The 24955-nt window shown below is 54.2% G+C and carries 23 protein-coding genes; 8 read left to right on the forward strand and 15 right to left on the reverse strand.

The genetic code is table 11. The annotated features are described in order from the left end of the window. Positions 1-83: 83 nt before the first annotated feature. From B9P63_RS15690 to B9P63_RS15740, 11 genes are all read right to left on the reverse strand, one after another. The gene (locus tag B9P63_RS15690; protein ID WP_085310522.1) at positions 84-2048 is read right to left on the reverse strand and encodes an NAD-dependent epimerase/dehydratase family protein; all 1965 of its coding nucleotides are present in this window, start codon (positions 2046-2048) and stop codon (positions 84-86) included. Positions 2049-2109: 61 nt separating this feature from the next. After that, positions 2110-3018, reverse strand: coding sequence for a transketolase family protein (locus B9P63_RS15695; RefSeq protein ID WP_085310524.1), 909 nt, complete (start codon positions 3016-3018; stop codon positions 2110-2112). Next, positions 3015-3761, reverse strand: coding sequence for a transketolase (locus tag B9P63_RS15700; RefSeq protein WP_217806523.1), 747 nt, complete (start codon positions 3759-3761; stop codon positions 3015-3017). Before B9P63_RS15700 ends, B9P63_RS15695 begins: the two co-directional genes overlap by 4 nt. A 180-nt stretch (positions 3762-3941) precedes the next feature. Beyond that, positions 3942-5966 (reverse strand): hypothetical protein, encoded by a 2025-nt coding sequence (locus tag B9P63_RS15705; protein WP_085310526.1) that lies wholly within the window; start codon positions 5964-5966, stop codon positions 3942-3944. Positions 5967-5982: 16 nt separating this feature from the next. Further along, a complete protein-coding gene (locus B9P63_RS15710) occupies positions 5983-7038 on the reverse strand; it encodes an acyltransferase family protein (RefSeq protein ID WP_085310528.1) in 1056 nt (351 codons plus the stop codon). A 106-nt stretch (positions 7039-7144) separates the two neighbouring features. Beyond that, positions 7145-7891, reverse strand: a complete 747-nt coding sequence (locus B9P63_RS15715) for a glycosyltransferase family 2 protein (RefSeq protein ID WP_085310530.1) — start codon at positions 7889-7891, stop codon at positions 7145-7147. A 22-nt stretch (positions 7892-7913) separates the two neighbouring features. After that, complete coding sequence (gene rfbA / locus B9P63_RS15720; RefSeq protein ID WP_085310532.1) at positions 7914-8786, reverse strand: glucose-1-phosphate thymidylyltransferase RfbA; 873 nt, start codon at positions 8784-8786, stop codon at positions 7914-7916. 1 nt (position 8787) lies between these two features. Next, positions 8788-9651, reverse strand: coding sequence for a dTDP-4-dehydrorhamnose reductase (gene rfbD, locus B9P63_RS15725; protein WP_085310534.1), 864 nt, complete (start codon positions 9649-9651; stop codon positions 8788-8790). Further along, positions 9651-10691 carry a dTDP-glucose 4,6-dehydratase gene (gene rfbB / locus B9P63_RS15730; RefSeq protein ID WP_085310536.1) on the reverse strand — a complete coding sequence of 347 codons (1041 nt, stop codon included), beginning with the start codon at positions 10689-10691 and terminating at the stop codon, positions 9651-9653. The genes rfbD and rfbB overlap by 1 nt, the downstream gene beginning before the upstream one ends. Further along, complete coding sequence (rfbC, locus tag B9P63_RS15735; RefSeq protein WP_085310537.1) at positions 10688-11257, reverse strand: dTDP-4-dehydrorhamnose 3,5-epimerase; 570 nt, start codon at positions 11255-11257, stop codon at positions 10688-10690. The genes rfbB and rfbC overlap by 4 nt, the downstream gene beginning before the upstream one ends. 158 nt (positions 11258-11415) lie before the next feature. After that, entirely contained in the window at positions 11416-11940 is a 525-nt protein-coding gene (locus B9P63_RS15740) for an acyloxyacyl hydrolase (RefSeq protein ID WP_085310539.1), read from the reverse strand. Between the two features lie 503 nt (positions 11941-12443). Between B9P63_RS15740 and B9P63_RS15745 the strand changes: the two genes are divergently transcribed. The 4 genes from B9P63_RS15745 (at position 12444) to B9P63_RS15760 (ending at position 16425) form a co-directional block, all read left to right on the forward strand. After that, positions 12444-13766 (forward strand): UDP-glucose dehydrogenase family protein, encoded by a 1323-nt coding sequence (locus B9P63_RS15745; RefSeq protein ID WP_085310542.1) that lies wholly within the window; start codon positions 12444-12446, stop codon positions 13764-13766. Positions 13767-13859: 93 nt separating this feature from the next. Further along, on the forward strand, positions 13860-14936 hold the full coding sequence (locus tag B9P63_RS15750) for a DUF2793 domain-containing protein (RefSeq protein WP_085310544.1): 1077 nt from the start codon (positions 13860-13862) through the stop codon (positions 14934-14936). A gap of 91 nt (positions 14937-15027) precedes the next feature. Next, positions 15028-16029, forward strand: a complete 1002-nt coding sequence (locus tag B9P63_RS15755) for an SDR family NAD(P)-dependent oxidoreductase (RefSeq protein WP_085310546.1) — start codon at positions 15028-15030, stop codon at positions 16027-16029. A gap of 93 nt (positions 16030-16122) precedes the next feature. After that, positions 16123-16425: an H-NS histone family protein gene (locus tag B9P63_RS15760; RefSeq protein ID WP_085310548.1), complete on the forward strand. Its 303-nt coding sequence runs from the start codon at positions 16123-16125 to the stop codon at positions 16423-16425. A 15-nt stretch (positions 16426-16440) separates the two neighbouring features. On the opposite strand, the gene B9P63_RS15765 is transcribed toward B9P63_RS15760, so the two are convergent. After that, positions 16441-17859 carry a mannose-1-phosphate guanylyltransferase/mannose-6-phosphate isomerase gene (locus B9P63_RS15765; RefSeq protein ID WP_085310550.1) on the reverse strand — a complete coding sequence of 473 codons (1419 nt, stop codon included), beginning with the start codon at positions 17857-17859 and terminating at the stop codon, positions 16441-16443. 239 nt (positions 17860-18098) lie between these two features. Here B9P63_RS15765 and B9P63_RS15770 point away from each other — a divergent pair, with 239 nt between their 5' ends. Together B9P63_RS15770 and galE are read left to right on the forward strand one after the other, a co-directional pair. Then, the gene (locus B9P63_RS15770; RefSeq protein ID WP_085310552.1) at positions 18099-18875 is read left to right on the forward strand and encodes a metallophosphoesterase family protein; all 777 of its coding nucleotides are present in this window, start codon (positions 18099-18101) and stop codon (positions 18873-18875) included. 150 nt (positions 18876-19025) lie between these two features. After that, a complete protein-coding gene (gene galE, locus B9P63_RS15775; RefSeq protein ID WP_085310554.1) occupies positions 19026-20045 on the forward strand; it encodes a UDP-glucose 4-epimerase GalE in 1020 nt (339 codons plus the stop codon). Between the two features lie 38 nt (positions 20046-20083). Here the strand turns inward: galE and B9P63_RS15780 are convergent, their stop codons facing one another. The 3 genes from B9P63_RS15780 to B9P63_RS15790 form a co-directional block, all read right to left on the reverse strand. After that, positions 20084-20686: a sugar transferase gene (locus B9P63_RS15780; protein WP_085310556.1), complete on the reverse strand. Its 603-nt coding sequence runs from the start codon at positions 20684-20686 to the stop codon at positions 20084-20086. A gap of 67 nt (positions 20687-20753) precedes the next feature. Next, the gene (locus B9P63_RS15785; RefSeq protein ID WP_176219180.1) at positions 20754-21761 is read right to left on the reverse strand and encodes a ParB/RepB/Spo0J family partition protein; all 1008 of its coding nucleotides are present in this window, start codon (positions 21759-21761) and stop codon (positions 20754-20756) included. Positions 21762-21815: 54 nt separating this feature from the next. Further along, positions 21816-23216, reverse strand: coding sequence for an AAA family ATPase (locus tag B9P63_RS15790; RefSeq protein ID WP_085310560.1), 1401 nt, complete (start codon positions 23214-23216; stop codon positions 21816-21818). Positions 23217-23668: 452 nt separating this feature from the next. Between B9P63_RS15790 and B9P63_RS15795 the strand changes: the two genes are divergently transcribed. Further along, positions 23669-24682, forward strand: coding sequence for a replication initiator protein A (locus B9P63_RS15795; protein ID WP_085310563.1), 1014 nt, complete (start codon positions 23669-23671; stop codon positions 24680-24682). An 81-nt stretch (positions 24683-24763) separates the two neighbouring features. Next, a partial coding sequence (locus B9P63_RS15800; protein WP_139816275.1) for an adenosylhomocysteinase occupies positions 24764-24955 on the forward strand: 192 nt, incomplete at its 3' end.

Genomic DNA, 24955 nt, shown 5'->3' on the forward strand with positions numbered 1-24955 from the left:
ACACAAGAAAGGCCACGGCGCAAAACGCACTAATGACTGTTACTTTACTTGTGTCCATTATCACATCACTTTCTACGTGCTATTCAGATTTGGCTGTTCTTGGTCGGCAAATAATTCGTTGTGCTTCCATTGCGTGTTAGTGAAGCTCGTATCAAGCGTGGGCGGCCTTTGACCTCGGCCATGATTTTGGCGATATACTCTCCGAGCATACTGATCGCGAATAGATTGACCGAGCCGAAGAACAAGATTGTAAGCAGAACGGTCGTTGCACCGCGCGGGGCGATATCAGGATAGAACAGGCGTAGACCGACAATGACTACGCCGCAGATAACAGAGATCAAAAGCATGATCACACCCGCTGCCGTCAACATCGTCAAAGGGGTATCACTATACGAAAAGATACCTTTCTTGGCCCATGAGATATTTTTCAGCAGGCTGTTGGTCGACACACCGAACATGCGTTCGGGGCGCACATAATCCACGCCTTTTTGTTGGAATCCCACATAGGCGCGCACGCCACGCATGAACAAATCTCGCTCTGGAAAATTCAACATCCAGCGTACAACGCGCCTGTCGATAAGGGAAAAATCACCGGCATCATGTGGAATTTCGATATAGCTGAAGGCGGCAAAAATGCGGTAAAAGGCTTTATACATAAAGCCCCAGAACATCGACATTTCGCGTTTGACCCTACGGCCATAGACCACGTCATTGCCCGCGCACCACTGTGTGTAAAACTCTTCGATCAATTCGGGCGGGTCCTGAAGGTCGCCGTCCAGCAACACAACAGCATCCTTGGTCGATAATTCCATCCCGCTGCGGAACGCCATTTGCGAGCCGAAGTTTCGTGAATGGGTAATTCCCAGAACATGTGGGTCGGTTGCGCTGATATCGGCAATCACCTTTGCGCTGTCGTCAGGGCTGCAATCATTTACAAAAATGATCTCGTAATCCACGTCGATCTTTTTGAATGTCTCTGTCAGGCGCTTGTGCATATATGGGATGGCCTGCCCGTCTTTGTAGCAGGCAATAATGGCGGAAATGCTTCTGCGTTTGTTGATCGCATTGCGCTTGGTGGCAAGGCTTGTCTCTTCTTCACTTAAATTCTTGACCCATTTCGACATCTCCTCAAGACCAACCGCTAGTGGCGTTTCCACGCGCCATCCCAGCAAATCGAACGCCTTGGCCGGATTGGAGTACCAATCGCTCAGATCCCAAGACCGTTCTTGCATCTCGTTGAAAGCAGGGTCCATGGGGATGTCAAAGATCTCCTTACACACATAAGCCAGATCTTTGATGGTGGTTTTTTGCCCTGATCCGATGTTGATACTTTCGCCATATAGATCGACATTCATCCGCGTCGCAGCAAGAATAAAGGCACGGCACACATCATCAACGTACACGAAATCGCGCGAAATATCAGGATTTACAAAAGGGGGATATGTTCCCTCAAGGCCTTTGGCCAGAACGTTGGGAATAAGGCGCGATGTGTCTTCCAGCGCGCCATACACCGAATACAGGCGCAAGTTAACACAGGGAAAAGACAGCGTTTTGCCAGCATAGGCTATGTAATCGGAGGTATTACTTTTGGACAATGCATAATGACTGTTGGGATGGCGCGGATCGTCTTCAAGCGGCGCGGCGCAATTGCTGCCATACTCAGACGAGCTGCCAGCGTGCACATAGGCGCTAATATCTGGGCCAAGCTGGTCTATCAGGCTGACAACCGACAGAAAATTCGTCTGGTAGATCAGATAGCTTTCTTCTTCAAAAGAATACGCGCCGTAGGCTTTGCAATCAAAAACTGTCTTGGGCTTTATCGAATTCAACAGGTTCTTGGTGGCGTTCGTGTCATTCAGATCTGCTTCCAGAATATACTCGTCTGCAACATCTTCAAGGCGCCATCCCTTGTCGTGGCGCACAACCGCGTAAACATCGCGTCGGTGTTTCGAGAGGGTTTTGAACAGGTTTGCACCAATAAACCCGGACGCTCCGATCACCAAAACCGGGCCCTCAAGGGCGTCTATCTCTTTTTTAAGATCGCTCATTATAAAAATTCCAAGGCAGCCTGCATGATTGGGCGTAATACGGGGGGGGAGGGCTGCGTTATCAAGTGTCTGTCAGGTGTTGCATCAGTGTCTGGGCGTCTAGGCCCGATTTCTGCCGCAAATATGTTTGCGAGCCGTAAGCGTCATAACTGTGGCTTTGCGCGAACATATGCACGAAATCCTGCACGCCGATGTGTTCACTGGTGAGCCACATCAAAAGATCTGCGCCGAAGCCGCCGGTTTGCACATGCTCTTCCGCCACGATCAATTTTGTCGATGCGCCCAGTTGTTCGACAAAGACGCGCGGCGGCAGCGCCCGTTTGATCGGAAGCACACAGGCTGCCCAAAGATTGGGGCGCTCGTGCTCGGGCAGGTTTTGCACCCGATCAAGGTAGCCCCCCGCCAGCGGACCAACCGCGACAATCACGGGCCCTTGGCCTGCGCACAGCTGGCGCCATGGTGCAAAGGCCGGCGGGGTGTAGCCATCGGGCTTCTCACCGCGCCCAAGGCGCAGATAGCTTGGTGATTTATCCGATTTGATCCACTGGACAGCGCCCCCGAGGTCTTCATCAAATACCGGAACGCACACTTTCATATTGGGAAGCGTACACAGTACGCCGTAATCTTCAATTGCATGATGCGTCGGGCCCATAACACCGTACCCATAGCCGCCGCCATTGCCAACCAACGTTACCGGCAGGTTATGCAAGGCAATGTCGTTGCGAATTTGCTCGAACGGACGCGCATAGCAAAATGGTGCAATGCTATAGGCCCACACATCAAGCCCCGTGTAGCTAAGACCGGCCGCAACCGAGATCATGTTCTGCTCGGCAACCCCGGCATTTACAAACCGCGAACCCAATGCTTCTTGCACGGATTCAAGCGCCATAAAGCCCAGATCACCCGTCAGAAACACCATGTCGTGATTGGCGCTGCGCTCTACTATCGCTTCGGCGAATTGATTTCTCATGGGGCTTCCAATTCTAGCATAGCGGCCTCGTACTGATCGTCGTTCAGCGGAAGATAATGCCACTTCATCTGGTTCTCCATAAAGCTCACACCGGATCCTTTGACCGTGTTCATGATAATGACATGGACGGTATCGCACTCCAGATTGGCCGCCGTGCGCAGGGCCTCCAGATCATGTCCGTCGATTTCGCTCACATGGGCATTAAACCCCTCGATGCGCGCGGCTAACGGGGCCATGGACGCAACCGATGTCGTGTCGCCAAACCCTTGCAATTCATTATGATCGACAAAAATTTTCAGATTCTTGAGCTTGTGATGACAGGCGAAGATCAACGCCTCCCAGGTCGAGCCTTCTTGCCACTCGCCATCAGATGTCACGCAGAAGACCTGATTGCCCGTGCTCTGGAAGCGCGCGCCAAGCGCGATGCCCGCCGCGAGGGATGTTCCGTGACCAAGACTGCCCGTTGCAAAAGGAATACCGTCAATGCGCCCCGCTGGCGGATGCCCTGCCAGAAGGGTTGCGTCCTGATGAAAGCTTTTCAAGCTCTCCTCGGTCAGCCTGCCGCAACTCCACAAAGCCACATAAAGCGCTCCGGCGCTGTGCCCTTTGGACAAAATCAGCTCGTCGCCGGGCGTCACGAATTCATTCAGTAAAACCAGAAGCGCATCCAGAGAGGACAGATTGCCCCCGATGTGACCAACACCAGCCTCGTAGTGCATCTGTAAGAGACGGCGCTTTGCCATCAACTTTGTCTGCCGTGAAACGGGCAGGGAGACCGGTGAGGATACGGGCATCAATGAGAATTTGTCCAACGTAGTCACGTTCAATATCTCCACTCAATTACCGTACTTGACCTTTGGGTAATCGGTACAGGATAGTTCCTGCTATCTAAAGAGAAAATGTTATTTATCTAAAGGTATAGATTAAAGCCGAGACACAAACACCGCTCCGCAATGGAACATCTGCTCCTCCAAGCTTTGCCGCGACACAAGCCAGTCAACGCCCTGAGAGCGCAGATAGCTCATAAACGCTTGCGAGCCGACCTCCAGACCTACTAGATTGTCTAGTGCGCCTTGTGCACCCTCGGGGATGCGATACCCGCCAGAGTCGGTGACATACGCCCGCAAACCCGTCAACCCGGACCAGCGGAACCCCTTATTATAGTCGGTAGCATGCAAGATATCCGTTCTGGCGCTACGGGCGTTGATGAACTCCACCGCCTCCATCTCGCAGCTTGAAATTCGGGGGTACGGAGCACTCAGATACGGCGCGGACTGGATGCCTGAGCTCACAGAGGCGGGCCAGTACACAGATAAAACGCCAAGCCCGACAGCCAGCGCTTTGATCACCGGCGCTCCTGCTGCTGCCATCTTGGGCGTGGGCATCTTAAGAACGGCCTGCGAAATCGCCGCCAGCGAGAAAAGGGAGACAACAAAATAGGCCCAAACAAAATGCCTGTGCAAGAACTCTTCTGGAGTACCCATTTTTCTTTGCTCCAGCGCCAGAGTGGATGCCAGAACAAGATAGACTGCGACAACAAGGAAAGGTGCGAATTTCACCGCTGAGTGCATGCGCGCTTGCTCAATAAATAGTGACGCCAAAAGAGCGATGCCGAACACCCCGAGCGTAGAGAAGAACAGAAAGACGGCAAAGGTTGTGTATTGCCGGACATAAGACGCGCTCGCATCCCCCATGAGGGCGGAAAACACGCTCTTCAGCCCTCCCTCGGGCGTGAAGCTAAGAAGAACAGTGCGATACCACTCCAGCGCCGAGCCATCCAGCGTAAGCGAGGGAAGCAGCGCTGTGCTTTGGGATATTTTAGTGCCCAGAAAGATCGCGAAGATTATACTGATCAGTCCGATCAATCGTGTTTTCGCATTGAACGCGCCGTAAAACAGCACAGGAAAGAACACCGCCGTAATCACAAGCGGTACAAAAATTTGAGCTTTGAACAACCCTGTCAAAATTACAAACACCAAGCCGGCCCATAAGGGGCCCGCGCGGTTTTCAGCGCAGGCTTTCAATATAAAATACAGCGCAATACAGGCACAGGCTACCCCGTAAGCCCCTGACGGCGCAATTTGTTGCAGCCAGTTATATCCGAAGAACGGGTTCCTTAATCCATAAAACGAAGGGTCGGGAAACGTCGCCAAAAAGGTCATGGATATAAAGGCAGGCCAGACGCCGAAAAAATCTCGGATGATGCCGAAGCCCGCCAGATAGACAAAAACCAGCGCGAGCGGCACGTAAATTGCGCTATAAGAGACAATTGGCAGGCTTTGCGTTGAAGCGCTAAATAGGGCGGCAACCGTGTAGGATCCATAGTGATACAGACCTGGACTTGATCTTACAAACTGCACATCGGACAGGGGGAAATCCTTGTCATGTATCGAAAAATTGGAAATCTGGCTCAGGTGGTAAAATACATCCGCCCAGATGGTCAGGGTAATCTCACCTGTTGGGCCGTGCGAAAAGGGCATGAACAAGTCCTGACACCAGAACGTTGTGGCCAGGCAGGCAATCAGGATCGCGCACACCTCTGGCACGCTGCACTCTGGCATGAATTTGAGCCACATAATTTTCTGGCGTAGATTTTTTTGGCGCAGCTGATACAGCGCGCATATCCCTATGAGAGCGACAAAAACCAGATAACTGGACGTCATGCCAAGCGGCGTAAGCGCGCGCAAAATATAAAGTGCGATCCCTGTCAACAGGCCGCCAGACACTAAAACAATCGAAAGTGGTGTTGTGCAAGGCTCTGATACGAAGCGGGTAAACACCAGCCCTGCCGCAAAAAAACTCAGCACAATTGCAAGCAGGGACACAATGGCGAGCGCAGATATCTGCCCCAGAGACAGGCGCGCCCAAAGGCTCAGAAACAGAACGATAATCAACAGGCAGGCGGTACCCAGAAGCGCACTGCGATTTATGAACGAAGCCTTCAGCATATGCTCCGCAGACCTTTTATTTGGCAAGTGCGGCGATTGGTGCGGCGCGCGGTTTAAAGCGTAGCGCGCGTTTTTCCAAAAGGTGCCATGAGGCGAAGGCAAACAAGTAAGAAATCAGGATCGTCAGCCCCATATGGGTGTAAATCGACAGATCATGCCCGTAGCCCCACGACAGCAATTGCGCCACGGGAAACCCGTAAAGATACACTCCGTAAGAGATATCTCCGAATCGGCCGAACTGGTTGATCCCCGGCGTCGACATATTGCCAAGAGTGATCACCGCATAAGAGGTGATAAAGATCAGCGCCAATTCGACCGGATAAACGCTATAGGATATGTAATAGCCCACGACCATCAAAGCGATTGCCAGCAGTGCACTTTGAGGAATGTAGGCACGCAGCAAGTAGAGGCAGCCACCAACCAAAAAATACGGTGATACTTCTACGACAGCAAAAACGCTGGTTCCATAAACAACCTTGCCTGCGAAGATTTGCGAACCAAACCCAAAGGCAAGTGTGTTGAGCCCAAGAACCACCACTGTAAGAGCGACCCAGAACCTGGCGAACCAGCGCCCTGAGAAAGCCGCCGCCAGAATGCCCGTCAGCATCACCAGAATGTACATAAAAACTTCGGCAGGCAGGCTCCAGAGTGAGCCGTTCACTGCATACGGATAGATATTATCCATAAAGACTGCCGGCAGTGAATAGGCGATCAGGAAGCGCAGGTTGGAAAAATAGAGCCAGAATTGCAGATGGGTGAAATATTCGTAGAGACCTAAAGTGGTCACAAAGGGCCCCATGACCACCGCGCTTAGAACTACAACGCCTGCAAGAGCGGGCAGGATTCGCAGCCCGCGTTTGGCAATAAAGCGCCATACATGCGGATCATGCACCCAGCTCTTTACTACCAGATAGCCGCTTAAAACAAAAAAGACTTTGACCGCATAGGTACTCACGCTGACGCGAAAAAAAACTGGAGTGCCGGGCAGCGCCAAGAGCGCGTAGGCATGGCCTACGATTACCAGTGTCGCCGCCACGAGGCGGATGAAATCATAGTTATTCGAATGTTTCATTGCGCGACGGTCCTCGATCTTCGTCTGTATGACTTGTCCAACCGCACCCAGGGCACGAAGTCAACTGCGGGGCGCATGATCTATCATGGCATTTGGAGATGCGTTGTTAGTGGGCCGCATGCCGCAACGCTGCAGGAAGCAGGCGCCTCCAGCTGCGCGAGAAATACCGCATCAGCGATGTGAAATGAAAGCGGCGATACCGCCAGCTTTGCCAGCTGGCGCGCTGTGCTTTATGAACAACCTGCGCGCCCATGCAGCCGATGATCCCGCGCCCTGCAGCGTGCAGGCGGGCGCAAATATCCACGTCTTCGTAATACAAAAAAAATCTTTCGTCAAAACCGCCAATTTGCGCGTAATCAAAGGACTTAAAAAGCAAAAACATGCCAGCTATCCAGTCCGGGGCAAAAATATCGCTTTCTCGCGCTTCGGGATATGTTCCATCATCGCGGGAAAGCGCCTTGAGCACCAAAGACACTGGACTGGGAAAACGGCGCCAGCTGTCCTCAATTTGCCCTGATGCGTCCAGAACCAAAGGGGCAGCAAGGGCGGTTTCAGACGCGAGCAGCCCTTGCATCAACACTGGGAATGGATTGTCCAGCAGCTCGATGTCTGGGTTGACCACGCAATAGAGCGCGCTCTCGCAGCGTGCAAAAGCAGCGTTGTGATTTGCGCCAAAGCCTTTAGGCACCGCGTTGCGTACAAGCACAAGGCGCGGATCCTCAGGAAAATTCAGCGCTTCGTCGATGTTGAGCGTCACAATAAGGCGCGCCACTTCAGGCAATTCCAGAAGCCGAGCGCTCAAATTGACAACCATCGCGCCATGCCCGTGGCTAACAACAGAGATGGTAATCATCCTGCGGCTCCCTGCGGTGCGCTCAAGACAGCAAGTTCAGCAAATACTGACCATAACCGTTCTTCTTGAGCGGCATTGCAAGCGCTTCGAGTTCACTTGCGCTGATCCAACCTTGATCGAATGCGATCTCTTCAAGGCAACCTGTTTGCAAGCCTTGGCGCGATTGCAGCGTGCGCACGAAATTTCCGGCATCCAGCAATGAGCCATGCGTGCCAGTATCGAGCCAGGCATAACCGCGCCCCATACGGTTCACCTGCAAACTGTCATCGCTTAGATAGCTTTCCAGAAGTGTGACAATCTCCAACTCGCCGCGCGGTGACGGCGTGACAGCGCGTGCGCGCGCAGGAGCGGTGTTGTCCAGAAAATATAGCCCTGTGACAGCATAGTTGGACGGGGCAACCTCGGGTTTTTCGACAATCGCGCGCGCGCGACCATCTGCGTCGAAATCCACCACGCCGTAACGTTCGGGGTCCGTGACGTGATACCCAAAGACAGTGCCGCCAAGCGTGCGCGTATTGGCCTCGTCCAGCAACTCGGGCAGACCGTGGCCAAAAAAGATGTTATCCCCTAGCACCATCGCAGAGGGGGCACCATCAAGAAAGTCCTCTGCCAAAATATAGGCCTGTGCCAAACCATCGGGGGAGGGCTGCACAACATAGGTGAACGACAACCCCCATTGTGATCCATCGCCAAGGACGCGTTTAAATTGAGCTTGGTCCTGCGGCGTTGTGATCAGGCAAATCTCGTGAATTCCCGACAGCATTAACACAGAGATCGGGTAATAGATCATCGGTTTGTCATAGATCGGCATCAGCTGCTTGGATACACCCATGGTGATGGGATAGAGTCGAGTGCCAGAGCCACCTGCGAGAATAATGCCTTTGCGCTGTGTCATCTTAAATCGCTTTCAAATCGGTCAGAATATTCGTCAGGCTAGCGCGCCAATCGGGGCGCTGCACACCAAATACATTTGTAATTTTTCTACAGTCCATCCGCGAATTTCCAGGTCGCAGTGCAGGGGTGGGAAATTCAGAGGATGTAATGTCCACCACGTCACAGCTTATTCCTGCTTGCGCAAATATTTCACGGGCGAATTCTGCCCAGCTGACATCAGGACCACCGGCGAAATGATAAATGCCCGTCTTGCTGATATCAACGGTAAGCTGCGACGCAACCTCCATCAAGCACGCGGCAATGTCACGCGCGCAGGTTGGACCGCCGACTTGGTCAGCCACAATATCCAGTGTGTCGTGCTCTGCCCCAAGCCGCAGCATTGTTTTCACAAAATTTCTGCCATGCGAAGACACTACCCATGAAGTACGCAGGATTGCATAGGGGCCGCCTGCCGCCTGCACGCCTTGCTCGCCCGCCAGTTTCGATGCCCCATAAACCCCCAAAGGTCCTGTCGGACCATCCTCTACCCAAGGAGCACTACCAGAGCCGTTAAAGACATAATCGGTTGAGACATGCACGAAAGGCAAGCCGCGCTTTGCAGCTACTTCGGCCATGGCAGCAGGGGTCTTGCTATTGACCCTAAACGCCATTTCAGTATCTGTTTCTGCTTGATCCACTGCTGTGTAGGCCGCCACATTGATCACGGCATCAGCCGTTGTTTGAGCGATGATAGCAGCGCAAGCGCTGGGATTGCTCAGGTCTGCTTCAGCGCGCGATAGCGCTGTCACACCTTCAAAGCGTCGAATTTCTGTTGCGACTTGGCCTGTCGCGCCGAAGACGAGAATGCTTTTCACGCGCTCTCCCATTATCCATTGCCCAAACGCGCACCGACGCCGTCGCGGTTTTGCAAGGCACGCCACCAGTCTTCGTTATCCAAATACCATTGAACCGTCTTCTCTAGGCCTTCTTCAACAGTGACAGAGGGACGCCAGCCAAGTTCAGTGCGGATGCGGGTCGGATCAATCGCATAGCGCGCATCATGGCCAGGCCGGTCTGTTACATAAGTAATTTGCTCTGCATAAGAACCGCTTGCCTTGGGACGTTTTTTGTCCAAGATCGCACAAAGTGTTTTAACCAGTTCCAAATTGGTCCGCTCGTTTTCACCGCCGATATTATAGCTACGCCCCAGCTTACCTTTGGTTAAAACTGTTAATAGCGCATTTGCATGATCTTCTACATAGAGCCAATCGCGAACATTCGCACCATTGCCATAGATTGGCAGAGGCTTGCCCGCGAGCGCATTGAGGATCACCACAGGCACCAGCTTTTCAGGGAAATGATATGGGCCGTAGTTATTGGAGCAATTGGTGAGCAGCACAGGCAGCCCATAAGTTTCTGCCCATGCGCGGACCAAGTGATCACTCGCAGCCTTTGAGGCGGAGTACGGCGAGCGCGGATCGTAGGGCGTGTCCTCGGTGAACATGCCCGTTGGTCCAAGGGAGCCGTAAACCTCATCAGTTGAAATATGATGAAAGCGGAAGTTCTCGGGTTTGCCTTGACCTGTCCAATAGGTGCGCGCAGCTTCAAGCAGCGTGTAAGTGCCTGTGATGTTCGTCTCAACAAACGCGCCCGGGCCGTCTATTGAGCGATCCACATGAGACTCCGCCGCGAGGTGCATGATCGCGTCTGGTTGCGTCTCGATCAAGATACGATCCATAGCAGCGCGGTCGCAAATACTTGCATGATAGAAAACATAATTCTCATTATCCGCAACAGATTTGACATTGTCGAGGCAGGCCGCATAGGTCAGCGCATCAACGTTCACAATGCTATGCCCTGTCGCAATTGCATGGCGCACAACCGCTGAGCCAATGAAGCCAGCGCCGCCCGTGACTAGAATTTTCATAGCGACGCCTCAAAGGTGAAGGGACTGTCAAAATCTTTCAGTAAAGGCGCAGTGGCGTCCTTGTCTGACAAGATAGCTTGATGCCCGCCAAGGTGCCAATTAATGCCAATATCAGGATCATCAAAGCGGACAGCCCCGTCGCATTCAGGCGAATAATAATTGTCGCATTTGTAAACAATTTCGGTGTCTGGCTCTAGCGTGGCAAACCCGTGCAAGAATCCTTGAGGCACCAACAACTGCTTGCCGTTCTCGAAACTCAACTCAACGCCAGTCCACTGACCAAAAGTTGGGGAGCCTTTGCGAATATCAACGGCTACATCAAAAAGAGCGCCGCGCCCGCAGCGCACCAATTTGCTCTGTGCATATGGCGGTGCCTGAAAATGCAAGCCGCGTACCGTTCCAACCTGCGAGGACATCGAATGGTTGTCCTGCACAAAATCATAGTGCAGACCGTTCTGAGCAAAGCTCTGGGCCGAATAGCTTTCACTGAAAAACCCACGTGCATCCCCAAAGCGTTCAGGTGTTAAGATGAGAACACCGGAAAGCGAAGTTTTTTCAATGTACATATTAGATAACCTTAAGAGAAATCACTTCTTTGCGGTGTCCTTACCAAACAACATAAAGATGTAAAACACTTGGCTTGGAAGTGTTCTGTTGATCCACAATTCAAAGGGCGCTCATAAACTATGAAAGTGTACGGCGCGGCTCGGAACCAGACGCTGCGTCAGTTCAGCGGAACACTGACGCGCAGCTGCAAGGTTTCCATACCTGGGTTGACCGGCGAAATACCACCATTAGAGCGATGATCGAAGGACAAACCCATGCGTAGCCCGCTCTTCGCTTGATAGCCAATTTCTGCACCGGAGCGGAACTCGAGATCATGGCCCAAATCGGGGCCGCTACCCTGTACATAAACGCCGGGCATAAAGTGCAACTGCGCATATCCACCAACGCCAGAAGGGCGCTCCCAAAAGCGTGTAGTATGAGTCGCGCCAAGCCCTACCCAAACGTCATTGCTGTCCGTAACAGAGAGGCCAACAGCTGGCTGGAACGGCCCAAAAGCTGTACCCATATCGTAGCGTACATAGGCTTCTTGTCCGATGGACTTTTCTTGAAAAATTACATCACCAAATGAAAGCGATATCGCCTGTTGCGCGGGGCTGCGCGCAAGGCAGCCCATCTTGCAATCATTGATCTGCATATCGGTGAGGCCCACTACAAAAAAAAGAACTGCTAGACGCCCATCCATAATAAATTCCCTTGAAACAAGTACGTTATAAGCAAATAGGACAAGCCTTTCAGCACATTACCACAAAACACCCAAAGCGAGAGCTTTTGACACAGCCGAAAGAGGCGAACAAAGATCCCTTATCTCTCGCGAACTTCATACATTTTAAAAGTCGATGCAAACATAAGAGTGGCTTGAGCGCAAATATTAACTTGGTTCTATCTAGGGCTCAACTGCGCTGCTACGCCAAAACGCACTAGAACCTGCGCCGCCAGCCTTCGTTATTTAGATAAAGCCGCATATAATTCCAACCTACACCTAGTGATCAGCCCATGTTCAACAATTCCTCTCACTTAAAACCCACTCATCCTTGCAAATCTTCCCATTCGTCGCGCGCAAAAGATAAATCCGAGACACGCACCATATCTTGTATACTTTTCCTCACTCCACAGGCTGCCCGTTGACCCCTCCGTCCTTTTTGCCCCATACAAATCCCAAACGCGAAAGCAGTAAGAGGATACCCCATGAAAATTGCCATGATCGGGACGGGCTATGTAGGTCTGGTCTCAGGGGTCTGTTTTTCGGACTTCGGCCATGACGTTGTTTGCGTCGACAAGGATCCCAAGAAGATCGAGATGCTTGAGCGCGGTGAAGTGCCTATCTATGAGCCTGGCCTACACGCGCTGATGGCCAAGAATGTCGAGGCGGGGCGCCTGTCATTCACGCTCAATCTGGCTGAGGCGATCGAGGGCGCAGAGGCGGTGTTTATCGCCGTAGGCACACCAACGCGGCGCGGTGACGGGCATGCGGACCTGAGCTATGTGATGGCCGCCGCAGAAGAAATTGCGCAGATGGCAAAGGATTACGTGGTCGTCGTGACCAAATCCACAGTGCCCGTCGGCACCAACCGCCAAGTTAAACAGGTGATCAAAAAGGCCAACCCCGGCCTTGATTTTGATGTCGCCTCCAACCCCGAGTTTCTGCGTGAAGGCGCGGCGATTGATGATTTCATGCGCCCTGACCGCGTCGTCGTTGGCGTGCAATCTGACAAGGCGGCAGAGGTGATGAACGAAATTTATCGCCCGCTCTCCTTGCGCGACTTCCCCGTTGTCGTCACCGATCTGGAATCGGCCGAGATGATCAAATACGCTGCCAACGCGTTCCTTGCGACCAAAATCACCTTCATCAACGAGATTGCAGCGCTTTGCGAAAAGGTCGGCGCGGACGTCAAACAGGTGTCCAAGGGCATGGGTATGGACGGACGTATCGGCAGCAAATTCCTGCACGCGGGCCCCGGCTATGGCGGATCATGTTTTCCTAAGGATACCAAAGCATTGGCACGCATTGGCCAGGAACATGCAGTGCCCATGCAGATCACCGAAACGGTGATCAACGTCAACGAGGCGATCAAGCGCCGGATGATCACCAAGCTGGAGGATCTGTGCGAGGGCTCATTCAACGGCAAGGTCATCGCCATTCTGGGCGTGACGTTCAAACCCGACACGGATGATATGCGCGACGCCCCTGCCCTGACAATCGTTCCCGCGCTGGTTGGCGGCGGCGCCAAAGTGCGTGTGTGCGATCCGCAAGGACAACACGAGGGCGAAGCGCTGCTACCAGGTGTGCACTGGGTCGATGATCCCTATAAAGCGGCCCACAACGCCGATTTGGTCGTCGTGCTGACCGAGTGGAACGAGTTTCGCGCACTCAATCTCAAGAAACTGGCGCGCAAAATGGCAACGCCGCATATGGCCGATCTGCGCAACGTCTATTCCGTCAAGGACGCTAAGCGCGCAGGCTTTGAGGCCTACACCAGCATCGGGCGCGCAGGATTTAATAAAGATTAACGCATACTTAATGCCCCGCACGGGCTAGTAAGCTACGAGCAAGAGAAATGAAGCACCGTCAGGGCAATCAATTCCCCTGACGAGAGCCAACTCATGTCCCAAACCAGCCCCCGCCTGACGCTACCTTTCATTCAGCCTGCACAGGCCCAGAAACACGTCACCCATAATGAAGCGGTACGTGCCCTTGATATGCTGGTTCAGCTCTCTTTTGAGGATGACGCCCTCAATGCGCCGCCTCCGGCTCCAAGCGAAGGTGATTGCTATGTCGTGGCGAGCGGTGGCAGCGGTGTATGGGCCGCGCAAGATGGCGCTATTGCCGCCTATCTTGACGGAGCATGGCAGTTTCATACCCCGCGCGCAGGCTGGCGCGGCTACGTGCAATCGCGCTCGGTGATGGTCGTGTTTGATGGCACCCAGTGGCACGAAATCAGCCCCAGCGCGCTACAAGCCGCCAGCCTGATCGGCCTTGGCATGCAGGCCGACGTAAACACACCGTTTGCAGCAAAACTGAACACAGCGCTTTGGAGCGCGCTTTATAGCGGGGATGGCGGCACAGGCAGCCTCATGCAGACTTTAAACAAAGAACAAGCAGGGGGCGATCTGGGTTTTGTTCTGCAAGAAAACTTTCAAACGCGCGCGCTAATTGGTCTCTTCGGCGACAACCGGTTGCGGCTTTCAGTAACGCCCGATGGCAGCACATTCAACGATGCGCTGAGCATCGATCCCGCAACGGGTATCGCAAATCAACCCTCCCTGCCCCGCTTCAAAGCGCACACAAATTACGACAATTACATTGGCGTTGCGAGTTGGACCAAGCTTGGCATCAATGTCACCGAGTATAATGATCAAGCGTGCTTTGACGCGGCCACCAATCTGTTCACGGCCCCCGTAAATGGCACGTATCTCTTGGGCGGCGCGCTCACATACAAGACCAATGGCAATGCTGGTGCGCGCATGCAAGGACGGCTGGCGTTGAACGGGGGCGCTGCGATTTCCGGCGCCGTTGGCGAAATCTCTGGCCCGCATACATCAGAAACCACCACCCTGCCCTTGCAAACCCTCGCCCCCCTCAGCGCCGGCGACACAGTCGAGCTACAAGGCAACTTTCGCGCCTATGACGGCTACGCGATGGCGGGAGAGACCTGTTTTTGGGGCACCAAGATAGGATAGAATGTTTCGCGCGCGAAACATTTGGCGACCTTGCTTTTAGGCCTGCTGAGCGCCATAGCTTTCGCAAGTTATCGCAGCAGGAGACACTCCCATGAGCCGCACAATCCTTGTCACCGGCAGCGCCGGTTTTATTGGTTTTCACCTATGCCAGCGCTTGCTCGCGGACGGGTTTGATGTGATCGGCTTTGACGCGATGACCGATTATTATGACGTCTCTCTCAAGCACAAACGCCACGCCTTGCTGGAAGCATCCGATCGTTTCACGCCCGTAATTGAACGCCTGGAAACTCCGGGGGTGATGGAGCAACTGCTTGCGGCGCATAAACCCGGCATGATCGTTCATCTCGCGGCGCAGGCTGGTGTGCGCTATTCGATCGATGCGCCGCGCAGCTATGTGCAGAGCAATATCAGCGGCACGTTCGAGTTATTAGAAGCCGCGCGCCATCATACGCCAAAGCATCTGCTGATCGCCTCCACATCGTCGGTTTACGGCTCCAATACTGAAATGCCTTATTGCGAAACCCATAAAGTCGATACGCAAATGTCATTTTATGCAGCAACCAAAAAGGCGACCGAGGCGATGGCGCAAACCTATGCGCATCTTTATTCTATTCCCATCACCATGTTCCGCTTTTTCACCGTTTATGGCCCATGGGGGCGCCCCGACATGGCGCTGTTTAAATTCACCGATGCCATCCTGAACGATCGTGCAATCGACGTTTACAATCACGGCGACATGCTGCGTGATTTCACCTATGTCACCGATCTGGTCGATGGCGTGCGCCGCCTGATGGATGCAATTCCAAGCGATACCCCCGTTAGCACCGCTGATAGCCTCTCGCCCATCGCACCTTGGCGCGCCGTGAATATTGGCAATGGCGCACCCACAAAGCTGAGTGATTTCATTATTGCACTTGAAGGTGTTCTCGGGAAAACCGCTCAAAAGAATATGCTGAATATTCAGCCAGGCGATATGCCATCCACCTGGGCAGATACGACGTTGCTATCTGATTTAATCGGCCCATTGAATAAGACAGAATTGAAGGACGGCGTGGCTAATTTTGTTGAATGGTACAACGCTGAGTATGTATGATGTAGAAAAATTATGCCTATTTTCTAAAGATATCTTTTCATTTTAAAATTTTAGGTGTCTTAAAGAGCATCACTTATTCATGGGGATGAAATAATGGACCTGAATACACTCACGCTCAAAGAGCTGAAAAAACTGCGTAAAGACGTAGATAAAACGATCAATGATTTCGAGAACCGCAAAAAGCGCGAAGCGCTTGCGGAGCTCGAAAAGAAAGCCGCCGAGATGGGGTTTTCTCTCTCTGATCTGACCTCCACAGGCAAAATCAAGACGGTAAGCGCGCCTAAATACGCCAATCCGGCCGATTCCAGCCAGACATGGACCGGCCGTGGCCGTATTCCACAGTGGATGAAAGCGCTTGAGGCCGCTGGCGGTTCTCGCGACGATACGCTTCTGTAAATAGCCAAGCGGCGGTTATTTGCGTGAATAGACATCCTCGTAACGGGTGATGTCATCCTCGCCCAAATAGCTGCCGGTTTGCACTTCGATCAGTGTCATATTCACCTTGCCGCGGTTTTCCATCCGGTGGACCGCGCCAAGGGGGATAAAGACCGACTGGTTTTCCGTGACCATTGTGACAGCGTCGTCGATGGTGACATGGGCTGTGCCCTCCACCACGATCCAATGCTCTGCGCGGTGCACATGGCTTTGCAGGCTAAGCTGGCTGCCCGGCGTTACTACAATGCGCTTCACTTGAAACCGTGGACCCATCGCAAGGCTATCGAACCAACCCCAAGGGCGGTGATCGCGAGTGAACTGACTGGCTTGCTTTGCGCCCTTTACTTGCAATGCAGCAACGGCTTCTTTGACATCCTGCACACGGGAGCGATCTGCGATCAGCACCGCATCAGGCATGGCAACTGCAATGATATTTTCCAGACCAATGCCAACCAGCTCCTGCCCCTCGCTTGCGGACCACAAGAGCGAGCCCTCACAATCTACAGACGTGGCAGCCCCCACCAGCGCAGTGCCGCGCTCGTCCTTATCGCTGATGCGCCGCAAGGCTTCCCAATCACCAAGATCGGACCAGCCCTCCGAAAAGGCCATGACTTGCAGATTATCGGCCTTTTCCATGATCGCGTAATCAAGTGAAATCTTTTCGATCTGCCCAAAGGCGGCGGCGTTCAGCCGGCGAAAACCCAGATCTTGTTCGGCGCCGTCCAAGGCCGCCTGCGCGTGGTCCATCATCTGCGGGGCATGCTGTGCGAAAGCGGCACACATCGTTTTCACAGAGACGAGAAAGATGCCCGCATTCCACAGGAAGTCACCCGATGCGAGCATTTGTTTCGCGCGCGAAACATTTGGCTTTTCCACAAAGGACTTCAGCGGCTGGGGTAATCCCTCGGGATGATCATCGCCGCTCAGCTCCAAATAGCCATAGCCGGTCTCAGGGCGATCCGGCGTAATCCCGAAGGTCACGATAGAGCCCGCCTCAGCCGCGCTACGCGCGGCCGCTACAGCCCCTCGAAACGCGTCTCCATCTGGAATCGCATGATCCGCTGGCGCAATAAGCATCAAACCATCGGGATCGATCGTTTGTAAGAACAGGGCCGCAACCAGAACCGCAGGCGCCGTATCGCGCGGCTCCGGCTCAATGAAGATCGCCTCGGGCAGCACCCCTGCCCCGCCCATCTGTTCAGTTACGATAAAACGGTAATCCTCGGACGTCAGCAAAACAGGACGACGAAATTCCTTGCCCGCCAAGCGCTTCACCGTGGCCTGAAACAGCGTATCGGGCTGGCCAAGATCGGCAAACTGTTTGGGATAGCTCTTGCGCGAGAGCGGCCAAAGGCGCGTGCCGCTGCCACCTGCAAGAATAACCGGAGTAATCATAACCAACGCCCCTAAACTGAATTGCCTCCACTTTAGCGTCAAGGTTGGGCGAAAGTTTGGCAAGAGAGCTACATCAGATAAATGTTTCGCGCGCGAAACAAATGGCCGTCCTCCAACAGCCATAAATAGTCTATACGTCCTATCGCCTTTCAATCGTGTTGGGGTATTCTTGACGAAACATGGGTTCACCTCCCAAGGACGATTCAAGCTTAATGACTGCGCCAGGAGCAAACACAAGCATGTTGAAACGATTGCAATCCCTTTTCACGCGCTCGCCTGCAACCGCGGTGATGGCACCGCAAAGCAAGAAAACCATCCTTTCACCCGATACACCATTTTACGCCATTGGCGATATCCATGGGTGTTTGATTGAAATGAACCTCCTTATCGAGACGATCGAGGCCGAAAACTCCGATGCAACCATCGTCTTTCTTGGCGATTACATTGATCGAGGAAGCAAATCAGCGCAGGTTCTGGCCCGCCTTCACGATTTGCAGACGCGCCACCCTAACAGGATCATCTGCTTGATGGGCAATCACGAGCGCATGATGCTTGAGTTTATTGATGACCCGCTCGGGCGCGGTGCACGCTGGTTGGCCAATGGAGGTATGCAAACGCTAGGGAGCCTTGGAATCAAACAGAGCAAAGCCCGCCTCAAGGCCGAAGACGCGATGGAAATTGCCGATCAGTTGGAAGAAACACTTCCGGGCGGCATGCAAGACTGGCTGCGCGCCTTGCCGATGCTATGGTCAAATGGCAACGTGCACTGTGTCCATGCGGCCATGGACCCCTCAGCCTCACCCAAGAATCAAAAAGAACGCCATTTATTATGGGGGCACAGCGATTTTATGAAAATCCCCCGCGAGGATGCTGAATGCGTTATCTTTGGTCACGTCATTGTCCCTGCACCAGATGTGCGCGATGGCCGCATAGCGATCGATACAGGTGCCTATAAAACCGGTCGCCTTACGGCGGTACATATTGATCAAAGCGGATGGCGCTTTCTACAAAGTTGACGGAAAACAATTATATTTGATGCGTATTTGCTATGCGTACACCATAAATCACCACCACGGCCATTGCGGATTGAACACACAGCGGCCTGACTGCTAGGTGTAAATTTTTTGAAGACGCCAAAGTAACGGCACCATTTTAGGAAGACTTATATGCGCGTTTTTGTAACCGGAGGGGCAGGGTTCATCGGCTCTCACACGCTTGTCCAGCTTTTGCGCACAAACGCCGACATTATGGTCTTTGACAACTACTCCAACAGCTCTCCCGAAGCACTAAAGCGCGTCAAGCGTCTGGCCCAGTCCGATTTTTCTATCGTCGAAGGCGATATGTGCGATCCACGCGCCCTCGCATCCGCGATGCAGGGCTTCAAACCAGATGCCGTCATCCATTTTGCCGGGCTCAAAGCCGTTGGAGAGTCCGCTGAAAAGCCGCTCGACTATTACCGAACCAACATTGGCGGCAGCATCACACTGCTCGACGCGATGGATAAAGTTGGCTGCAAAAGGATCGTCTTTTCCTCGTCAGCCACCGTGTATGATCCAAACAAGCCCTTCCCGTTTACCGAAGACACCGCCCTTTGCGCGGCCAGCACCTATGGCAGGACCAAGCAGTTCATTGAAGAAATCATCCGCGACTGGAGCGCTGCAACGCCGGGCAGCTCGGCCGCTATTCTCAGATACTTCAATCCGGTAGGCGCACATGCTTCGGGCGATATTGGCGAGGATCCTGTTGGCATTCCCAACAATCTCCTTCCCTATATCTCGCGCGTTGCGCATGGCAGCCTGCAAGAGTTGCAGGTCTTTGGAAATGAATATGCCACGGCAGACGGGACTGGAGCGCGCGATTATATCCACGTCGAAGACCTTGCCAGCGCCCATATCGCAGCGCTGGAGCACATCACCTCGATGACGGGTTGCGATACGTTCAATATTGGCACCGGCACGGCAACAACGGTGCTGGAAATGCTGCGTGCCTTCGAGAAGGTCACAGGCAAGCCAATCCCATATCGCATTGTCGGCGCACGCGCAGGCGATGTTTCCACAACCGTTGCCAATGTATCAAAGGCAGAGCGGGTTCTGGGCTGGAAAGCAAAATACGATATTGATGCCATGTGCCGATCGATCTGGAACTGGCAAACCCGAAATCCGCGCGGCTACGAACCCCGCGGGTGAGGCAAATGTTTCGCGCGCGAAACAAATGAGGCTAGGCACTAGCGCCCCGACATGCGCCAAACCTCGCGGGTTGTGGCCAGCAAGATTGCCAGATCGCCGACAAATGACATCTCGTGCGCATAGCGCACATCAAGCGCAACGCGGGCGCGGTAGGACAGGGCGTTGCGCCCGCTGATCTGCCAAAGCCCCGTCAGTCCAGGGCGCAGCGCAAGGTAGCGCGGGGCCTGCACGCCATAGCGGCGCAATTCAGACGCGGGAACGGGGCGGGGGCCAACAAGGCTCATCTCGCCTTTCAGCACGCAGATCAATTGTGGAAGTTCATCAAGGCTGGTGCGCCGCAGGAAACACCCAAAAGGGGTCACGCGCAGATCATCGCGCGGCTTGCGCGCCGCGCAGCCACGGCGAAGACCACGGCGCATCGTGCGAATTTTGAGGCAGCGAAACGTTCGCCCACCATGGCCGACGCGAACATCCGTATACGAGCCTTGCCCTGCCTCGATCATCGCGATGAGCCAGAGCACAGCCGTTAGCGGCATCCAAAGGGGCAGGGTGAGGCATACCAAAAACAGATCAACCCCCCGCTTACCAAAGCGTTGGTAAAACCCGAGTTCCTGACTTGGCAACATGCCAATCGCCTGCATCACAGCCTCCCGTTCAGACGAAAGAGACTTAGGCGAAAAAGATTAAAGGTTCGCTAAAGCGCGCAGCCTATCCACGCTGCTTTAGCCACATCTGCAAAGCCGTATAAAGCTGCGGTGTAACGCGCTCGCCTTGCAAGGTGATCGAGTCTCCCTCTGTGCTCAGGTGAATTCCGGGAACAGGGGAAATTGAGGGGGCCTTGGCCTTGACTGGCTTGGGCAGTGTAGGCTCTTTCTTTGTCTCTAAACCATTCTTTAGAGCCCTATTCAAAACATCCTGTTCGTCTTCGGCACTGGCTGGCTGCGCCGCGCTGAGCGCCGAGAGGATGCGGCGCGGTGCAGCGCTATCTGTGATTAGCGCCTTTGAGAGCTGCAACCCAATCCGCTCGCCCATCTGCGTGGGGAATTTCAGAGCATTGCCAAGTGTCTGCGCCACCGGAATAAACGATTTTATCTTGGAGCGTTTCGCGCGCGACGCATTCGAGAAAAGACTCTGCAAGGCGCTTTTGTCACTCTCGAACACTCCAGCTTCAACCGCCTTAACGACGATGCGCGCACGTTCAAAGTAGCTGAGCCCGACGCGAATTTCGTTTTCCTCGATCATCGCAATATAGGCGTCCGGCGCATCGCGCGGCGGGCTGATGATGGCATTGACGCTCTCGCGACCAATGGCGCGCAGAGCTTGAAGGCGGCGCCAGCCAGAAATGAGACCATAGCGGTGATCCCCAAGCGCCACCACTTCGATGGGTGTCTGCTGGCCACGCGCCTTGAGCGAGTTGCGCAGGCTTGCCATATCCTCGTCGTCCACAGGAACGCGATCGCGCACGAGATAGCTCTCGTCAATTTGAGTGAGCGCAATGGGCGTGATCATCCGCCCCTCGGCGCGCGCGCGGCGCAGGGTCTCGGAGAGTTCCTCAAGAGCGGCAGCGCTAGAAGCATCACCGGCCACGCGCGCGATCGGCGGGGCAGGGTGCGCAGAGAGGCCGGGCATGGACTTGGTTTCCAGCGGCATGTCGCCCCCAAATTCACGCGCCAGTTCTAGAGATTGTGCGGGGGCGAGACGTTTGCGTTTGGCCATTAGAAAATCCTCCATGAAAGGGGGGCAGGAAAGCAAGCGGGGGTAAAGCGCGGGTTAAGCATCCGAACGCTGCTCTGTTTCTTGGGCCAGCTCGTCGCGGCGCCAGACTCCAAGCAGCAGTTCTTTGAACGCGGCATAGGTCGCATCAAATGTTTCGCGCCCGCGCACATAGGTCTCGCGGTTGAAATCACGGTAATCGGCTTCGTAGATGCCGCTGACCTGCTCGCCGGCTTGTCCGATGAGGGCGGTGAAGTCTTGGCGATGGGGGCTAAGGGTGCGCCCGAGATAAGCCTGCATCAGCCCCGCGAGCTCTGCCTGCTGCGCACCGTCGTAACGCGTGACCACGGCGCGCACTGCATCCCACTCAAACGCGAGTTCATCGCGGCCAAGGGCACGGGCGGCGATGTTTTCACCCTCTTCAATGCTGGCGAAGGTGGAATGGAGCATGTCGAAGAAACGGCCCGTTGAGTCGAACTCCAGAAACGAGGCACCAAGGGGGACCAGCAGGATGTCAGAGGCAGCAAGCCCGTTGATCGTGAGGTAGCCAAGGGCAGGGGGGGTGTCGATGAAGATCAAATCGTATTTATCGAGCACGCCATCCGCCTCAAGGCTCTCGGTGAGGGCATCCCAGAGCTTCCATCCCCGCGCCTGCATACGCCAGACAGGGATCTGGAATTCGGCCCAGTAGAGGTTGAGCTGCGCACCAATGAGATCAATGTTGGGCCAATGGGTCGGCTTGATCAGATCGTTTGCGGTGATGGTGAGCGCCTCGGAGAGGGTGTCATCAAGGGGCAGGGGTGCCTCGCCGCGATCAAGGCGTTTCTGGTTCTCTGCGCGCAGGTGCTGGCCGTAATGGCGCGCAAGGAGGGGAAAGACAGTGCCCCATTCATCGTCAACCTTGCCGCCGAAGATAGAAGTCATGGACCCTTGGCTATCGAGGTCCAGCACCAGCACTTTGTAGCCATCCAGCGCGGCGGACATAGCGAGATGCGCGGCGGTAGAAGTCTTGCCAACCCCGCCTTTGAAATTCGCCACAGCAATCATTTTCGCGGGCAGCCCTGCAGGGCGGTAGGGCTGGTATTCTTTTGCCTTGGAGCCACCTGAAGCGAAATGGGCGCGCAGGCGCAACACCTCGTCGAGGGTGAACCATTTGGCGCCGCCCTCGGTTTCAGACGTGCCCTGCGGTAGCTCTGGGTTCTGCTTCAGTACGCGGCGGAAATGGGCCTGCGCCACCGGGATCAGATACTTGGTGATTTCCCATGTGGAAAAAAGACGTAACTGCTTGCGCCCGTCCTCGTTCATCCCGCGCGAGGCGAGATCATCGCGCCCCGAAGCGCAGGCCTTGGCGATGCTCGCAAAGCCGCTTGTGCTGACTGGACCCCCTAAAGCTTCAAGCGCTTTGTCAGGGTTAATGTTGAAATACGGAGGCTGCTCTGCCTTAGTGTCTTTGGCCATGATGTGTCCCCATGGTTTCCAATGTGCGCTGTTTTTCTCAATATACGTATAAAGCTATCACATGGAAGCAAAACCCTCTCAACACTTCTTTTTTCTCAGTAAAGTCAGGTTTTTCTTAGAGGGAACTGATGTGCATTCGAGGGTGCCGGTGAAAATTATCTAGTTATATTTGAGTTATATAATTAGTTAAGGTGCTTAGTCGTTCTCATTAAGTAATTGATTATAGGCGATTTTATAGAGTTCCTTCTTGAGCAAATGACTCTGAACCCACGATAGGGCGACTCTGGAACCACGACAAAGCGACTCTGAACCCACGACAGCGCGATAGTCGAATCGTAGACGTCGCCTGTGGATAACTTTAGGCTAGGTGTTAATGAAAACACGAATCCCGCGCTGTGGAGATTTGCCCGCTTAATGAGGCAGACCCGAGTGCGAGGCATGAGAGCAGACACATGGCACAGGCATCACCGGCTTTCGAGCTGGATCCCCACCGGCATCCTACGCGCGATTTTTTCGTTTGCGATATATTCTCGGCTTTGCCCAAGGACGATATGGCGAGCATGGAACATCCGATGTTCTCGCTCTCGACGCGGCCTGACAAACGCATCCTAAGTTATGAACATAATGGGACGGAGATCACGGTCGTGCCCTCGGTCAAGGGCCTCGCGACGCTGCATGACAAGGACATCCTGATCTACTGTATTTCACAGCTGATGGCGGCGGTGAATGCGGGGCGGGAGATTTCGCGCACACTCACACTGCGCGCCCATGATCTGCTGGTAGCAACGAACCGCGAAACATCCGGCGATGGCTACAAGCGTCTGCGCGATGCGTTCGAGCGGTTGGTGGGGACGCGCATCACGACGAACATGGTGACCGGCGGGCAGGAGGTGACGACGGGTTTCGGTTTGATCGAGAGCTGGCAAATCGTGCGCGCCTCGAAAGGTGGGCGCATGGTGTCGGTGTCTGTTGTGCTCTCGGAGTGGCTGTTTCGCGCGGTGCAGAGCAAATCGGTGCTAACCCTGTCGACGGATTACTTCCGTCTGAGGAAGCCTTTGGAGCGGCGTGTGTACGAGCTGGCACGCAAACATTGCGGGCGCCAGAAATCATGGCGCGTCTCGGTCGAGGTGCTGTTGAAGAAATCAGGCAGCGCTTCTCCGCGCCGCGTCTTTCGCAAGATGATCCGCGATATGATCAAAGCGGACCATCTGCCCGATTATGAGATGAGCGAAGAAGAGGGCGACCTGATCCGCTTTAGCGCGCGCGGCTCTGTGCTGGACGATGGTCTGCAACTGCCGCCTTTGTCGAGCGACGCTTTAGAGGCCGTGCGCGCGCTGGCACCGGGCATGGATGTGTATGTGCTTGAGGCCGAGTGGCGTGAGTATTGGGCACGGTCTGGGAAGCCAAGATTGAGGTCGAGCGATGCGGCGTTTGTGGGGTTTGTGAAGGTGCGGGGGGAAGGGTGAGTGGGGCGGATATCGAAGTCATCTTGCGGTTATTCTGTCTATCTCATACAAGCCAGCAACTTTATTTGAGGAAATCGATACGTGGCCAACGACTATATTGTTAAAGACATCGCCCTTGCGGATTTTGGCCGCAAGGAACTCGATATCGCAGAAACGGAAATGCCGGGCCTGATGGCGCTGCGCAAGGAATACGGCGCAGAGCAGCCTTTGAAGGGTGCGCGCATCGTTGGTTCGCTCCACATGACGATCCAAACCGCAGTTTTGATCGAAACA

Origin of the sequence: Planktotalea arctica, from assembly GCF_002105285.1 — a bacterium.
Classification (GTDB): Bacteria; Pseudomonadota; Alphaproteobacteria; order Rhodobacterales; family Rhodobacteraceae; genus Planktotalea; species Planktotalea arctica.

Coding starts and splice junctions, on each gene's coding strand:
- B9P63_RS15690 (WP_085310522.1), bottom strand. CDS start 2,048: ATGAGCGATCTTAAAAAAGAGATAGACGCCCTTGAGGGCCCGGTTTTG.
- B9P63_RS15695 (WP_085310524.1), bottom strand. CDS start 3,018: ATGAGAAATCAATTCGCCGAAGCGATAGTAGAGCGCAGCGCCAATCAC.
- B9P63_RS15700 (WP_217806523.1), bottom strand. CDS start 3,761: ATGGCAAAGCGCCGTCTCTTACAGATGCACTACGAGGCTGGTGTTGGT.
- B9P63_RS15705 (WP_085310526.1), bottom strand. CDS start 5,966: ATGCTGAAGGCTTCGTTCATAAATCGCAGTGCGCTTCTGGGTACCGCC.
- B9P63_RS15710 (WP_085310528.1), bottom strand. CDS start 7,038: ATGAAACATTCGAATAACTATGATTTCATCCGCCTCGTGGCGGCGACA.
- B9P63_RS15715 (WP_085310530.1), bottom strand. CDS start 7,891: ATGATTACCATCTCTGTTGTTAGCCACGGGCATGGCGCGATGGTTGTC.
- rfbA (WP_085310532.1), bottom strand. CDS start 8,786: ATGACACAGCGCAAAGGCATTATTCTCGCAGGTGGCTCTGGCACTCGA.
- rfbD (WP_085310534.1), bottom strand. CDS start 9,651: ATGGGAGAGCGCGTGAAAAGCATTCTCGTCTTCGGCGCGACAGGCCAA.
- rfbB (WP_085310536.1), bottom strand. CDS start 10,691: ATGAAAATTCTAGTCACGGGCGGCGCTGGCTTCATTGGCTCAGCGGTT.
- rfbC (WP_085310537.1), bottom strand. CDS start 11,257: ATGTACATTGAAAAAACTTCGCTTTCCGGTGTTCTCATCTTAACACCT.
- B9P63_RS15740 (WP_085310539.1), bottom strand. CDS start 11,940: ATGGATGGGCGTCTAGCAGTTCTTTTTTTTGTAGTGGGCCTCACCGAT.
- B9P63_RS15745 (WP_085310542.1), top strand. CDS start 12,444: ATGAAAATTGCCATGATCGGGACGGGCTATGTAGGTCTGGTCTCAGGG.
- B9P63_RS15750 (WP_085310544.1), top strand. CDS start 13,860: ATGTCCCAAACCAGCCCCCGCCTGACGCTACCTTTCATTCAGCCTGCA.
- B9P63_RS15755 (WP_085310546.1), top strand. CDS start 15,028: ATGAGCCGCACAATCCTTGTCACCGGCAGCGCCGGTTTTATTGGTTTT.
- B9P63_RS15760 (WP_085310548.1), top strand. CDS start 16,123: ATGGACCTGAATACACTCACGCTCAAAGAGCTGAAAAAACTGCGTAAA.
- B9P63_RS15765 (WP_085310550.1), bottom strand. CDS start 17,859: ATGATTACTCCGGTTATTCTTGCAGGTGGCAGCGGCACGCGCCTTTGG.
- B9P63_RS15770 (WP_085310552.1), top strand. CDS start 18,099: ATGTTGAAACGATTGCAATCCCTTTTCACGCGCTCGCCTGCAACCGCG.
- galE (WP_085310554.1), top strand. CDS start 19,026: ATGCGCGTTTTTGTAACCGGAGGGGCAGGGTTCATCGGCTCTCACACG.
- B9P63_RS15780 (WP_085310556.1), bottom strand. CDS start 20,686: ATGCAGGCGATTGGCATGTTGCCAAGTCAGGAACTCGGGTTTTACCAA.
- B9P63_RS15785 (WP_176219180.1), bottom strand. CDS start 21,761: ATGGCCAAACGCAAACGTCTCGCCCCCGCACAATCTCTAGAACTGGCG.
- B9P63_RS15790 (WP_085310560.1), bottom strand. CDS start 23,216: ATGGCCAAAGACACTAAGGCAGAGCAGCCTCCGTATTTCAACATTAAC.
- B9P63_RS15795 (WP_085310563.1), top strand. CDS start 23,669: ATGGCACAGGCATCACCGGCTTTCGAGCTGGATCCCCACCGGCATCCT.